The sequence below is a fragment of the Calothrix sp. 336/3 genome (genome assembly GCF_000734895.2).
GTDB lineage: Bacteria > Cyanobacteriota > Cyanobacteriia > Cyanobacteriales > Nostocaceae > 336-3.
Map to the genome: position 1 here is coordinate 2,311,158 of NZ_CP011382.1, position 13,754 is coordinate 2,324,911.

General features: G+C 42.6%; 16 protein-coding genes and 4 pseudogenes. 4 read left to right on the forward strand and 16 right to left on the reverse strand.

What is annotated here, in order from left to right; all coding sequences use genetic code 11:
• Positions 1-36: 36 nt before the first annotated feature.
• Positions 37-1,311: a glycosyltransferase gene (locus IJ00_RS09660; protein ID WP_046814778.1), complete on the forward strand. Its 1,275-nt coding sequence runs from the start codon at positions 37-39 to the stop codon at positions 1,309-1,311.
• Between the two features lie 80 nt (positions 1,312-1,391).
• On the opposite strand, the pseudogene IJ00_RS27690 reads toward IJ00_RS09660, so the two are convergent.
• Positions 1,392-1,937: pseudogene (locus tag IJ00_RS27690) on the reverse strand (phosphoketolase); the annotation flags it as partial.
• On the opposite strand from IJ00_RS27690, the gene IJ00_RS28910 reads away from it, so the two are divergent.
• From IJ00_RS28910 to IJ00_RS09680, 3 genes are all read left to right on the forward strand, one after another.
• Complete coding sequence (locus tag IJ00_RS28910) at positions 1,891-2,040, forward strand: hypothetical protein (protein ID WP_168163454.1); 150 nt, start codon at positions 1,891-1,893, stop codon at positions 2,038-2,040. The pseudogene IJ00_RS27690 and the gene IJ00_RS28910 overlap by 47 nt on opposite strands.
• Before the next feature lie 81 nt (positions 2,041-2,121).
• Positions 2,122-2,361, forward strand: a complete 240-nt coding sequence (locus tag IJ00_RS28915) for a hypothetical protein (protein WP_144416003.1) — start codon at positions 2,122-2,124, stop codon at positions 2,359-2,361.
• Between the two features lie 121 nt (positions 2,362-2,482).
• Entirely contained in the window at positions 2,483-2,665 is a 183-nt protein-coding gene (locus tag IJ00_RS09680; protein WP_035152481.1) for a hypothetical protein, read from the forward strand.
• 57 nt (positions 2,666-2,722) lie between these two features.
• Here the strand turns inward: IJ00_RS09680 and IJ00_RS09685 are convergent, their stop codons facing one another.
• From IJ00_RS09685 to IJ00_RS09750, 15 genes and pseudogenes are all read right to left on the reverse strand, one after another.
• Positions 2,723-3,235, reverse strand: coding sequence for a cation transporting ATPase C-terminal domain-containing protein (locus tag IJ00_RS09685; protein ID WP_339366907.1), 513 nt, complete (start codon positions 3,233-3,235; stop codon positions 2,723-2,725).
• A 151-nt stretch (positions 3,236-3,386) separates the two neighbouring features.
• Positions 3,387-3,605 (reverse strand): annotated as a pseudogene (locus IJ00_RS29915) (cation-transporting P-type ATPase); the annotation flags it as partial.
• Between the two features lie 152 nt (positions 3,606-3,757).
• Positions 3,758-3,973, reverse strand: a complete 216-nt coding sequence (locus tag IJ00_RS29400; protein ID WP_035152487.1) for a cation transporting ATPase C-terminal domain-containing protein — start codon at positions 3,971-3,973, stop codon at positions 3,758-3,760.
• A 46-nt stretch (positions 3,974-4,019) separates the two neighbouring features.
• Positions 4,020-4,451, reverse strand: a complete 432-nt coding sequence (locus IJ00_RS09700) for a pyridoxamine 5'-phosphate oxidase family protein (protein ID WP_238178484.1) — start codon at positions 4,449-4,451, stop codon at positions 4,020-4,022.
• A gap of 732 nt (positions 4,452-5,183) precedes the next feature.
• The gene (locus IJ00_RS09705) at positions 5,184-5,885 is read right to left on the reverse strand and encodes a DUF1345 domain-containing protein (RefSeq protein ID WP_035152491.1); all 702 of its coding nucleotides are present in this window, start codon (positions 5,883-5,885) and stop codon (positions 5,184-5,186) included.
• A gap of 30 nt (positions 5,886-5,915) precedes the next feature.
• Entirely contained in the window at positions 5,916-6,188 is a 273-nt protein-coding gene (locus IJ00_RS09710; protein WP_035151740.1) for a hypothetical protein, read from the reverse strand.
• A 213-nt stretch (positions 6,189-6,401) separates the two neighbouring features.
• Positions 6,402-6,776: pseudogene (locus tag IJ00_RS09715) on the reverse strand (potassium channel family protein); the annotation flags it as partial.
• Positions 6,777-6,866: pseudogene (locus tag IJ00_RS30155) on the reverse strand (DnaJ domain-containing protein); the annotation flags it as partial.
• A 21-nt stretch (positions 6,867-6,887) separates the two neighbouring features.
• Positions 6,888-7,814 carry a class I fructose-bisphosphate aldolase gene (locus IJ00_RS09720; RefSeq protein WP_035152494.1) on the reverse strand — a complete coding sequence of 309 codons (927 nt, stop codon included), beginning with the start codon at positions 7,812-7,814 and terminating at the stop codon, positions 6,888-6,890.
• Positions 7,815-7,870: 56 nt separating this feature from the next.
• Complete coding sequence (locus IJ00_RS09725) at positions 7,871-9,640, reverse strand: ABC transporter ATP-binding protein/permease (protein WP_035152496.1); 1,770 nt, start codon at positions 9,638-9,640, stop codon at positions 7,871-7,873.
• 165 nt (positions 9,641-9,805) lie between these two features.
• Complete coding sequence (locus IJ00_RS09730) at positions 9,806-10,600, reverse strand: SDR family NAD(P)-dependent oxidoreductase (protein ID WP_035151754.1); 795 nt, start codon at positions 10,598-10,600, stop codon at positions 9,806-9,808.
• A 96-nt stretch (positions 10,601-10,696) separates the two neighbouring features.
• Positions 10,697-11,698: an NADP-dependent oxidoreductase gene (locus tag IJ00_RS09735; RefSeq protein WP_035158646.1), complete on the reverse strand. Its 1,002-nt coding sequence runs from the start codon at positions 11,696-11,698 to the stop codon at positions 10,697-10,699.
• Positions 11,699-11,816: 118 nt separating this feature from the next.
• Positions 11,817-12,083 (reverse strand): oleate hydratase, encoded by a 267-nt coding sequence (locus IJ00_RS09740; protein WP_035151756.1) that lies wholly within the window; start codon positions 12,081-12,083, stop codon positions 11,817-11,819.
• Positions 12,084-12,132: 49 nt separating this feature from the next.
• On the reverse strand, positions 12,133-13,161 hold the full coding sequence (locus IJ00_RS09745) for a zinc-dependent alcohol dehydrogenase family protein (protein ID WP_035151758.1): 1,029 nt from the start codon (positions 13,159-13,161) through the stop codon (positions 12,133-12,135).
• Between the two features lie 135 nt (positions 13,162-13,296).
• Entirely contained in the window at positions 13,297-13,650 is a 354-nt protein-coding gene (locus IJ00_RS09750) for a DUF5335 family protein (protein ID WP_035152501.1), read from the reverse strand.
• Between the last annotated feature and the right edge of the window lie 104 nt (positions 13,651-13,754).

Below are 13,754 nucleotides of genomic sequence, written 5' to 3' on the forward strand. Positions count from 1 at the left end.
TTTAAGTAAAAATAACACCCAAAAGGAGCCTCACCTGTGCGTATCGCAATAATTGCTATGGGAAGTTTGGGGGATGTTCAACCTTATATTGCTTTGGGAAAAGGTTTGAAGGAAGCTGGTTATTGGGTGCGACTCGTAACCCATGAAAACTTTGCAGAACTGGTGAATTCCCACGGATTAGAATTCTGCCCTGTTCGCGGTGATATACAATCGATTGCAGAAAGCAAGGAAATGCGGGAGCTTTTGGAGAAAGGAAATTTCCTGGCGATTACTTCGTACACAGCAAAACAAGCCCAACAGGCAGCAATTGATTGGGCTAATGACGGTATAGTTGCCTGTGAGGGAATGGATTTGTTGATTGTGGGAGTTGGGGGACTGTACTTGGGACTTGCCCTCGCAGAGAAGTTGCACCTGCCATTGCTACAAGCCTACGTTTTTCCTTTTACACCCACAAAAGCCTTTCCGAGTGTGCTTTTTCCCCAATCTCTATCCCAGTTTGGAGGTTGGTTTAATTATTTATCCCACCATTTGACCAGACAAATAATGTGGCAGGGATTTCGGACAGGCGATCGCTTGATGCGACAGCAAGTGCTGGGTTTAAAAGCTGCCTCATTTTGGGGAGCATACAAGAGTGAAATTCTACAGCAATACCCAATTATCTATGGTTTCAGCCCGTCGGTAATCCCTAAACCATCAGATTGGCGTAATACCCATGTGACTGGCTATTGGTTTTTGGATTCAGCACCAGATTGGCAACCACCCTCAGCTTTGATGGAGTTTCTGGAAAGTGGCTCACCTCCTATTTATATTGGGTTTGGCAGTATGAGTAGTAAAAACCCGCAAGAGACAACCGCACTTGTTCTGGAAGCGCTGGAGCAAACTCAACAACGTGCTATTCTGCTCTCTGGTTGGGGCGGTTTGGGTACAAAAAATTTACCCAATACGGTTTTTCCGATAGATTCAATACCTCACTCCTGGCTATTCCCCCGCGTTGCAGCTGTTGTGCATCATGGTGGTGCGGGGACAACATCTGCTGGTCTTCGGGCTGGAATTCCGACAATTATTATTCCTTACTTTGGAGACCAAGGTTTTTGGGGAGAGCGTGTAACTCAATTAGGGGTTGGAGTCAAACCGATTCCACGCAAACAACTGACAGCACGAAAACTTGCAGAAGCGATTCAACAGGTTTTGACAGATGCAGATATGTGTCAACGTGCAGCGAATCTGGGAGCGAGAATTCAAGCTGAAGAGGGAATTATAGGTGTAGTTGCTGTCATTGAGGAAATCAGAAAAAACGTGACATATGGCTAAAACTAAGTTATATTTCTGGGGCTAATTTGATAGTTCCATAAAGCTGTTCTAACTCAGCAATATCTAAATGTTTGGCTATGACGATAACCAGTAGGAGCTAGTTCTTTGAGTTCGGGAATTAGACTGCCATGCTCATCAAATAATTCTTCTGGCTTGTAACTTGTCATCCATTGTTCGAGAATCTTCAGATGTCCAGGATTAGTAGCTACATCCGTGATTGGTACTTGGTGCGATCGCCAAAATCCCTCTAATTTATGACCGTCTATTTCTGCCGGCGCAGTCCAGCCTTTGGGGGTGCGAAGGACAATCATCGGTCAACGAGGACGTTTTCCAACACCCGAAGTCCTAGCTTCGGTTTGAATTTTCTTGATTTCCAGAATCACAGTTTCTAGGGTTGCTGTCATCAATTGATGCACTTGCGCTGGATCATGCCCTTCCACAAAGTAAGGTGTATAGCCATACCCCTTGAATAAGTCCTCTAGTTCCTCGTGACTAATGCGAGCTAGGATGGTTGGGTTAGCAATCTTGTAACCATTCAAATGCAAGATTGGTAAAACAGCACCATCCCGAATGGGGTTGATGAATTTATTGGAATGCCAAGCCGTTGCCAGAGGTCCAGTTTCTGCACCTGGTATTTTAAAGGCTTTGATATTGCGGATTGTTCTCTTAGGAGTTCTTAAATCCGAAACTAAACAAATTATGAAATTAGCTTTAGAATGTAATGGGTAATAGCTGTTATCAGACAGGAAATTGCATGAGATAAGATTCTTAGGTGAAAGTATTTATGCTGTGCTAAATAAATTGACGGCTATGGAAGCAGATAATAGAGAGCATATCCCAATTATTCTGACTTCAACATCTGCCACAAGTACTATCCAGCAAATTTTTAAGATAGAGTTTGCCGGATATTTACTCAAACCAATTGACATTAATAAATTAGTGGTCATGATAGAGAAACTAGTACTAATTACAAAAGTTAATATAATAGGAAAAAATAACTATGGACTAATCCAAAAAAGCAGAACACTTATGTCTCACCAAAAAAGCTAAATTCTAGCGATCGCTTTTACTAGCAATGCTGAATGCGCTTGCGTCTGTATATCCAACAGTCTTTGGTGAAGCAGTTAGTAAAAGAAACAGCCAAAACGCTTAAATCTTCTCTAAAAACATCATGGAAACAGTAGGAAATAACTCACTAGATATAAGCCAGATTAGCCCTAAAGTAAAAGAGCTAATTAAGCAATATGCTGCTGTAAATAACTGTACACAGGCTGAAATGCTGGAATATATTGTTTTGAACTGGAACACCCAACAAAGTGAGAGCGAACGACCATCAGGAGACGAAGATGAATAGTTTTTTTCTACAAGCTCTTGGCGTAAATCAAATAGGAATGCTCTGTACACTTGACCACTAAAATTTTACGTGGTTGTAAAAAACTCGTTTGACATTCTCCGCAGCAGTCACGTAGAACACCACGATCGCCCCCAGAACTAGCACGAAACTCAACGGCAATGGTTGAAATCCGAATAGCCTTGCCAACGGTGTCCAAGGAATGATTATTGTCACTCCGATAGTCGCTAGCGTTGCCATCAACAAGTATTTTCCTGGCTTACTATTAAAAATGGATTGGCGGGTACGAACGACTAGCACAACCAGCGATGCAGAAATAACAGACTCCAAAAACCAGCCTGTTCTAAATTGTTCTGGTTGATCGTGTAGCAGCAACAGCAGCGCCCCAAAGGTGAGATAATCAAATATTGAACTCAGCAAACCAAACACAATCATAAAGTTGCGGATAAACTTGATATCCATCCGACGAGGTTTGTTGACTAACTCCCTGTCTACCCGATCTGTGGCGATCGTTAATTCTGGGAAATCGGTGAGGAGGTTCGTCAGCAAAATCTGACTGGGTAAGAGTGGCAAAAAGGGCAGAAACTTGCACTAATGCCAATAATTTTTCGACAGCATTCGAGGCTCCTCGCTCTTGCCAAAATCCTAATAGCCCACTGATGAAGACGATCGCCAAAATGATTATGGCATCTGCCGCATCTTTCAGAAAAATCGATAGCACCGCCGCAAAAATCAGAATCAAGATAATCGGACTCTTGAACTGATTAAGCAACAACATCCAGGCGCTCGATTTGTGTTTTTGTTTGAGGCTGTTTGCGCCGTACTCACTCAGGCGTTGTTTGGCATCTTGACGGCTTAACCCTGCGGTTGTAGAGTGCATCTGCTGAAGCACCTGATCGCTGGATAAGCTCCAAAACGTGGAGAGTTGGGGAAGGTAAATCAAAGATTTTCTGGGGTAGGTTTTCTTAATTTGGATTGAATAGCTCGTTGGGGTCGATTGAGAAACTTTAACTGTTCAAACCAAAGTAGAGCGATCGCCCCACCGCCTAAACAAATTGCTAGGTCGATTGGGTGTAAGAAGGAGAAGCTAAACAATTAACGCAAAAATGGGACATACAACACAAAGGCGAGAAAAACCAGTCCCCCACCAATCACCCACCAAAGGGCATTATTGGGAGATTTCAGTATTTTGAGACTGAGGCGAGATGAAGAACTTTCGCTCAAAATTAGTCCTAAATTTGCCAAAATCAACGTCGTAAAAGTTAAAGCACGGGCATCAAGTTCGCCTTGTCTGCGATATAACGCAACCATAATTCTGCTTTTTCCTCATAAAACATCAAAAACAGTATTCCGGTTCTTAGCGACTGCTGACTCCATCAGTGGTTCGTCCACTTATTTCACTCTCGTGGATGCGGTAGATGGCGATCGCTTCTGAACGTCCCTCAGAATCAATCCAAGTTCGATTGATGGCAGGTGACAGCGTTGTATTGCGCTCTTTAATCAAGTTCATTGCGCGATCGATTTCTGGTTGTTCGGTGAGACGTGAGGCTCGACCATTCACAATCACGCTGCGCCAATGCAGAGACCCGTTAATTTCTTCAACCTGTAGGCAGATTTCTGGATTCGCGTCTATATCATGAGTCTTCATCCCAACTGTTGTAAACAGATAGATATCCGAATTTTCGAGATAATAGTACATTGGCATCACGTAGGGTTTGCCTTCATGTATGCAGCCGAGATGACCGTATCCTATTTTGTTTAGGAGTTCGTGTATTTCTTTGGAACTCATTTCATCAATATCTAACATGACTATTCCTCCCCATTTACTGTGTTTAATATGTTTAAATTTAATTTTTGCTATAGACAACAAACAATAGGACTTTTGTTTATTTTATCTCTTTGCAACAGGTTGATTTTATTGTGCCAATTTAATTGCCTTCTGTTGATTAATTCCCAAGCTATACACAATTACTGATTATTACCCTAAATTCCAACTAAAGCATAAAGCATCAAATTTTTCTTGTATCTTTATAGGTAGATAAATAAAACATTATCTATTCCTTTTAGATGTTTTATTTATGCACAGACTATACATAGACAAAATATTTAATCAAACCTAATATTTAGCTATAAAACTTTATATTGATTTTTAACAAAATCTCTCTCGGGATGTATTTGTGCGGGGTTCAGGCTGGTTTATAACTTGGCATATCATCGGTGCTTTGCTGCTTTTAGGGATGGTGGAGGCAGAGCGATCGCTGAATATTAAGTCTAGCCCAAATCCCTGTTTTTACGTTAGTTTTGGTCATTATTGCGACTCAAACTTCATTTCCCTTTGGATTATATTTATTTTCAGTAATAATTGTCATTTCCAGCTTTACAACTCTGTATAAATACACAAATAAATTATTTTTCTCTGTATTAAGTCATGCCTGGTTTAAAAGCAGGATTTAATTTTTATGCATAAAACATGAATTGTCAAAATTCAAGCGATATATATTTGACATTGTGCTACTAATATTTACTGAATTAAACCTGCAATGATATTAATGCTCATCGCCACAATTGCGGTATTGAAGAAAAAAGAAAGAACGCTATGGAATAAAGATAAACGCCTCAGAGATCGCGAGGTAATTTGTACATCTGAAACTTGACTAGTCATCCCAATAACGAAAGAGAAATATAAAAAATCCCAGTAATCTGGCTCAATATCTTCAGGAAAATCTAGTCCTCCACCATGACAATCACTCTCAGTTTTGTGGTCCTGATAATATTCATGAGCATAGTGCATCGCAAATATAGTATGGACGAGTAACCACGACCCAATAATTGTGAGCACTGCTAGAATTATATGGGGAATTACTACACTTATATCTTTCTCTTTAGTTTCTCTTAAAATAAAGGCGATCGCTAATATGCTAGCGCAGGCAGCAGCAGTAATTAAGCTCAATATTACCAAGCGTCCCTCGTCTTGACTTTGAGCATTACGGCGCATTATTTTTGGTCTTGCTCGCGTCATTAGCGCCCAAGTTGAAGCTAGAAAACATATTACCCCAGCATTCCATATACAGAGAATTCGAGTAGATAAGCTCAATGAATATGGAACCAGAACCGATACTATTAAGGCAACTATGATAGATAAAATTAGGCGAGAGCGAACTCTCCATTGGCGAGGAAGTTTACCTTTGGCAAAAGTTTGTGTAGGTTTTTGAGGTAAGTTCATGGTTGATAGGATTTATTGATACTTACCTACTTATTGAATTTTCCACGCCATCAGACTAATAAGGACAACAAAACCTAATGCTCTACGAAAGTAATTAACGCCTTGAAATAATTCTTCCCAAGCCCAAGTAAATAAGGAGCCAAAGGCTAGTATGTCCAATCCTATATTAATTCTACCTGTTGTAAAAATTATCTTTAATAAACTAGCTCCAATCCAGACAATGAGTGGTAAATTGGGCATCTGAGCTAGCACAATTTTGCCTTCTCTATCCCGGAACACTTGATTAAAAAACGTATTCTCCATTATTTTAGTCTTACTACTTATTAATAGGTCTAATTAAATACATTTAACCCTTTAACTTCAATTGTTGAGTAAGGCTTGATTAATATGGCGATCGCTCTGCCACTCATAACATGGTCTATTACTAACTTACCTTTTAAAATTGGCGAAGGTATTGTTCTTGAGGAAGATTTTCTATGAGAGCAAGGTTTTATTTAATTTGCAATACTTCGGAAATTATTGGTCTAAATCTCGTCGTACTAAGGCTTGAATCTCAGTTCGCAGGGCGGTAATTTCTGCTTGCAAGGCTTGAAGTGATTTTGCACTCGCTAGTTCTGCTTGATTATTCTCAGTATCTTGACCCACAAATAATGTTGCCAGGGTTGCAGTCACATAACCACTTGTAGCAAACGCATACAGTGCCAGGAAAAAACATAGTACTCGACCTTCTGCTGTTTTCGGAAAGTAATCAGAACCGATGGTGGTCATTACTATTGCCGTCCACCACAGCGCAGTACCATAGTTGATGATAGTGCCATTAGGAAGTTCGCGCTCAAACGCATAAATTCCAGCTGCACCAATTAGGGTGACAATCACGGTTAATCCCACCACACGGTAATCTCGTTTAATTTCTTCAGGGGTTGCGGTTTTGCTGACTCCCAGGATGGTATAATAATCCTTAAAATCCGTTGCAGTAGGCATTACTGACCTCTCAAACGTGAGTTATTCTGTCGCGGGTACACTATAGATTTTCATAATCGAATCCAGCAGTTTGAGAGCATCTAGTTTGCTGCGCTGAAATGAATTACGTCCAATAATCGAGCCGAAGCCACCACCCCCTTGAATCGCCCGAACTTCTTGCAGTAGAGCCTCATCTGTATGGGTAGCTCCACCGGAAAAAATCACAATTCTTCGACCATCGAATGTACATTGGACAACATGACGAACTCGATCAATCGGGGTAGCAATGGGAATCTGCATTTTTTGGTAAACTTCTTTTGCAGCAGGCTGTTCGATGTGGTCGGTTGGCAGTTTGACCTTGATAATATGTGCCCCTAACTGGGCAGCAATCTGCGCTGCGTAAGCAATTACATCAATAGCTGTTTCTCCCGGCGTACTGATACCCGAACCACGGGCATAAGACCAAATTACGACCGCTAGCCCACACCGCTTGGCTTCTGCCGCATAAGCGCGGATTTGCTCGTACATCTCGAAGCGTTTGGCAGAACCAGGATAAATAGTAAAACCGATGGCAACACAACCTAATCGCAAGGCATCCTGAACGCTACCAGTCAATGCCTGAGTCGGATCGGCTTCGTCGAGCAAAGCATCATGGTTATTTACTTTAAGAATCAAGGGAATTTCACCCGCAAACTCTCTTGCTCCGGCTTCGAGGAAACCCAATGGAGCAGCATAGGCATTACAACCAGCTTCAATCGCCAATTCAAAATGATAGCGCGGATCGTAAGCTGGAGGATTGGCGGCAAAACTTCGCGCAGGACCATGTTCAAAGCCTTGATCTACAGGAAGAATCACCAGCTTGCCCGTGCCACCAAGCCTACCATGATTTAATAATCGCGCGAGGTTGGTAAGGGTGCCAGGATTGTCACTACCGTACCAACTCAAAATTTCTTTGGTTCTTTCTGTCATGGTTTAGCTCTAAGAATTAAATAACTATCTTGCCCTGATTGGATTTATTGATCTCGCTATACATCCCCCTTCGCAAGATTATTAGAAGTTAGAGTAGGCAAAGATTTTGAGGTTGTTAAAGACCATGTTCTATCAGTAGTAAAGTCTAAAATAGACTGGTGATAATTACTGAGACTTTCTCGATGTCCAACACTCAAAAATGTCATACCAGAGTCTTTTAGTTGTTGATATAAATATTTTTCATTCTGAGGATCGAGGGCGCTAGTGGCTTCATCCAAAATGGCGTATTTAGGTTTATTGAGTAGTAAACGTGCAAAAATTAGCCGTTGCTGTTCTCCTAAAGACAATACCTGTGCCCAGTTTTGTTCGGTATTGAATCCACCATGAGTTTGCTCTAGATTGGGTAAATTTACCTGAATCAAAATTTCCCTTAAATCAGCATCTTCCACTAACCTATCGATGTTGGGGTACAGCAGTTGATCCCGTAACGTGCCTAAAATCATGTAAGGTCGCTGCGATAAAAATAGTATTTCTGCCAGTGGTGGACGCAAAATTGTACCTGTACCGGCATCCCATAGTCCGATAATCGCCCTCAGCAAGGAACTTTTGCCACAGCCGCTAGGTCCCCTCACCAACAAACCCTCACCCGTTAATAGTTTTACAGATAGGTTCTCGATTAAAATTCTTTGATAGTTAGGGGTTTGGAGTGTGATATTTTCTAATGCTAAACAATTTTCTACAGGAGAGGGTGCATCAGTGGCAATTTCAGTTTTGATGGTTGGCTGTTCAGTACCATCAGGCTGGTTCACTGTTGAGTCGCTAGTCTCCAAAAACTCTAAAAAACCGTACAAACGTTCAACACCTGCGCCAAAATTAGCCAGGGACTGAAAGCGTGACACAATGAAGTTGAGGGGGAAAAAGACCCGGATGAAAGCTCCTTGTGCCTCGGTGACTTTACCAACTTCTAACTCACCAGCAAAAATGCCAGGTGCCACCACAATGGCAGGGAGAATAAAGGGAATAAATTCATAGGCATTAGTTAATATATTGAGATTTAGTTCCCAAAAAATTAAGCGTTTGAAGTTGTCAAAAACTTCTGAGAATTTGCCTCGAATTCGATCAGATTCGTACTGCTCTCCCTGGTAGAATGCGATCGCTTCCGCGTTCTCTCGTACTCGCACCAAGCTAAACCGGAAATCAGCCTCTTTTTTCAGCCGTTCAAAGTTAAGTCGCATTAAGGGCTTGCCAAATACCCCAACTGTTGTCAAAGTACCAACCAGGGCATAAAATACCAAAAACCAGATTAACGGTTGAGAAATACCCCACAGCACACTGCTAAAAGCTCCAATCGCTAATAATGAATCAACTACTGCCAACAGCAATGCTAGGGACTCATAGGTAAAGCTTTTGACATCTTCAGTAATCCGTTGATCGGGATTATCAATTTCGGCATGGTCATAATTTAGGTTATAAAATGCTCGATTTTGGAAATAGCGATCGCTAAAATAGTTTGTCAGCCATTGCCGCCATTGTAAGCCCAAGCGATCGCGTAAATAAACGTAGCCTGCATAGAGTGGGGCATAAACGGCTAATGTCCCTGTAAACACCAGAATCGTTTGCCAAAATCTCGCTTCATCTTGGGCAGATAGTGCCGAAATTAGCACGCCTCGCTTGTTGTTGAGCAACACACTCAGCCCGGTGTAGCCCAAAGATAACAGAATGACTAACAGCAGTAGTCCGCGTGCATACCATTTTTCGTCGCTCGACCAGTAAGATTTAGCGATCGCCCAGAATCTTTTAAGTATAATTAAGTTAAATCGTTGCATTGATTGTGAACCATACAAAGTTAATCAGCTATTCAAGATAAGCTGAGAACAGCATTGAAACTGCAATGCGAGAATTATTACTATGTGGCACGACTGGCTGCGTCGTTTGAGATTGAGGACTAATCATTTGATTCCTGGGTTGAATAGGCGATCGCGGTGAATTTATTAAATAATTGATCGCACCACTCCACCCTCTACGCGCAAAGCAGCACCATTAATCGCAGATGCCAAGGGACTAGCAACAAATGCAACTAATGCCGCGACTTCAGAGGTTGAAGCAAATCGCTGAATCAGTGAAGATGGACGAGTCTTAGTAAAAAAATCTTTCTCAACTTGTTCGGGTGAAATATTTTGCTCCTTGGCAAACCCCTGGATGAAAGTTTCTATTCCTTCAGAACGGGTTGGACCTGGCAATACGGTATTGACTGTGACATGGCTGCCTGCGGTTGTTTCAGCTAAACCACGACTCAACGCTATTTGTGCAGTCTTTGTCACCCCATAGTGAATCATCTCAACGGGAATATTCAAACCAGACTCACTAGAAACGAAAATAATCCGTCCCCTATTTTCCTTGAGCATGAGGGGTAAGTAATGGCGTGATAGTCGTACACCGCTCATCACATTGACTTCTAGAATATTCATCCACTCCTCATCAGAAATGTCTTCAAATGCTTTGGAGGCATAGATTCCCAAGTTATTCACCAGAATATCGACGAATGGCGCTTGTTGAATCGTTGCTTCAACTCCTGCTTGGGTTCCTAAATCAGCGACAATTCCTTGAGTTACAGCATTTGGGACACTTTGCCCAATACTCTCAAGGGCATGGTTTACACGCTCTTTAGTTCTGCCATTGACAATCACCTTCGCTCCTTCTTGAGCAAATATAGTAGCGATCGCTAGTCCAATTCCGGCGGTTGAACCACTCACCAATGCAACCTTATCTGATAGTTTGAGATCCATAAGTATTTTGCTTTAATTCTAATATTTGTTAATTCAGCGATCGCCGTGAGTAAAGTACCTGTTGTAAATGCCAGCACAACAAGCTTGGGAGGCAAGCTAATCCAATTTCACCACCATCTTGCCAACATTTTTTCCTTCAAATAGTCCGATGAACGCGCTCACTGCTTGCTCGATTCCGATTACCACTGTTTCTTTATTCTTCAGTTTTCCGTCTCGGAAATATTTACCTACTTCCTGTTCAAATTCTTGCTGATGAGCTAGCCAATCACTAACAATTAGTCCCTTCATCGTTAACCGTTTAGTAATCATGTTAAATAGATTAGAAGGACCAGGCTGCTTCTCCTGATTGTAACCAGAAATGCCGCCACAAGCGATAATCCGCCCATGCACTTTTAATACTGAGAGCGCTGCTTCAAGCATTTCACCTCCCACATTATCAAAATAGACATCAATGCCATCTGGAACCTCTCGGTTCAATTGTTCGAGGATAGGAGCGGCTTTATAATCAAAAGCAATATCAAATCCACATTCTTCCTGTAGGAACTTGACTTTTTCCATGGAACCTGCTGAACCGATCGTACGGCATCCACGCAATTTGGCTAGTTGCCCAGCCACACTTCCCACCGCACCTGCGGCTCCCGAAATAAAAATCACGTCGCCAGCTTTGACGTTTACCAAATTTAATCCCACCCAAGCAGTCATACCCGTCATCCCAAGGGCACCGAGATAAACTGATAATGGTTGCACCTCCTGGCTGACTAGATGCAACTCTTTTGGTGCTGCGATGAAGTATTCTCGCCAGCCAAAGCTGGAAGTCACAATATCGCCTTGATTGAATTCTTTAGCCCGTGACTCTAATACTTCGCCAACTGCACCGCCATTAAGCGGTTTGCCTAATTCAAAAGGTGGAACGTATGATTTCCTGTCGCTCATACGACCACGCATATATGGGTCAACTGACATATAGAGATTGCGAACAAGTACCTGCCCATCTTGAAGTGGCTGTAGTTTGGTTTGCGCGATCGCAAAGTTATCTGCGTTGGGCAGTCCGTTAGGGTAAGAAACCAGCACAACCTCGCGACTGATTACATCTGTCATAATTTGCTCCTGATTATCCACCTTTTCAGTAAACTTACTTAAATGCTTTGACTAAAGCCTCAAACTGCACATGCAGTGACTTGTCGTGGTGCGAAATAGGTGGGATTTCGTCAAATACTTACTTCCCAGGGGAATTTAGGGAGGGAATTGATTTGAATAAATCCCAAGTGCATTCGTAATTGTCGGTTGTCAACATTCGCCCACCCCGCAGCGAATAGCCATCGGTAGGGTTCCCGGCTCCATCCATACTTCCCCCCACGACGGGCTTTACCTCCAAAATGAAAATATTTTCCCCACAGAAGTCATCGTCGCGGATCATGAAGGCTGCGGCTGCCAAAGAGCCAATACCACCGCCTAATAAATAAGCATTCGGTTCATGAAGCATCTCAATTAACTCCCAAATAAGCGTGATTGATGCTGAATTTTGGAGCGTATTAAAGCCGCACCATCACTTTAATTGCTTCTCGTCCATCCATTGCCGCATAACCACCTGGAACACCATCCAGATCGACCGTCAGATCCAACACGGGGGAGGGATCGATTTTCCCTGCAAGCACATCTGCTAATAGTTCCGGAATATAAGCCCGCGCAGGCGCAACACCACCCCGCAAGGTAATATTTGAGAGAAACATCCCTGCCAATTTCACACTGCCATGTGGGACACCGACATAACCAATCGTGTCACCTGGACGTGTAATCCCAATCGCCGTACTGAAAGAAGATTCCGTGCCTACACATTCCAAGACTGCCTCAGCACCGCCTTTAGTCATCTCTTGCACTTCATCAATCGCCTGTTGATCGCGGCTTTTTACCACATCGGTAGCACCAAAGCGGCGGGCAATTTCAATGCGTTTTTCATGTTTGCCCAGTAGAATGATTCGAGCGGCTCCCAGTCGTTTTGCAGCTAAAACGCCGCACAGTCCCACCGCCCCATCGCCAACCACTGCCACTGTCGAACCTGCTCGGACTCCAGCAGAAATAGCCGCATGATGTCCAGTTGCCATCACATCTGTGAGCGGTAGAATTGCGGTGAGTAAGGCATCGTCGTTTTCCACTTCCCTAGGAATTTTTACTAGTGTGGCATCGGCAAAGGGAGCGCGCACAGCTTCTGCTTGTCCACCATCGTTGGTTCCACCCCAAAAGCCACCTTGGATACAGGAAGTTTGTAGACTTTTGCCACAAAATTCACAGGAGCCATCCGAAAAAGCAAACGGAGCTAGTACGCGATCGCCCTTTTTCAAATTCCGCACATCCGAACCAACCGTTTCGACAATACCCATCCATTCGTGACCTGTGCGCCATCCCGGTTTCCAATCATCTGACCCTCGATAAAACCACAAATCGGAGCCACAGATGCAGGCATGGGTAATCCGCACAACGGCATCAGTTGGCTCTTGAATCGTAGAGTCGGGAACGGTTTCGACCCTTACATCACCAGGAGCATAATAGACAGTTGCTTTCATAATCGATTTTCCTGTTATGAATAGTTAGAAGTATGGATTTTGTAACTTGCAATTCTTTTCTGTGAAAAGTTTTTAAATACAAGTGTTGAAAATCAGTTTTGTACTTGAATTTCATCCACTTTAATTAACTGCTATTCAAGTAGCTTGTAGCTTGATTAATGTTTTTGTTCCAGCAGCATCAGTAAGTGAAACTGCCATCATCACACCATTTGAGTTCTGTGCAGTCAAAACTTCAGTTGGTGAATCAATCGTGTGAGCGTAAGTTACTTCATCCCGACCGACTTCAATTAATAAGTCATCTCCTTTTCCCGGTGGGTCGTAAACCATCGCCATCAAAGGTGCATTTTTAATTAATTCTTCGTCACCAAGTTCTGAACCGATAATTTCGATAGAAATATGCCGCCCACGATTCCCATTTGAAAATTGATCGAAAAACTCGCCCCATCGATCCCGTGGTACAGATTTGTTTATGTCGATTTTATTCATCATTCTAATTCCTGGTAAAAAACTAGTATTTCTGCGCGGAATTCAAAACTTGTACTTAGCCTGTCGAAGTATCCAAAATTCAAAATATTTCCTGTGCATATGCCACG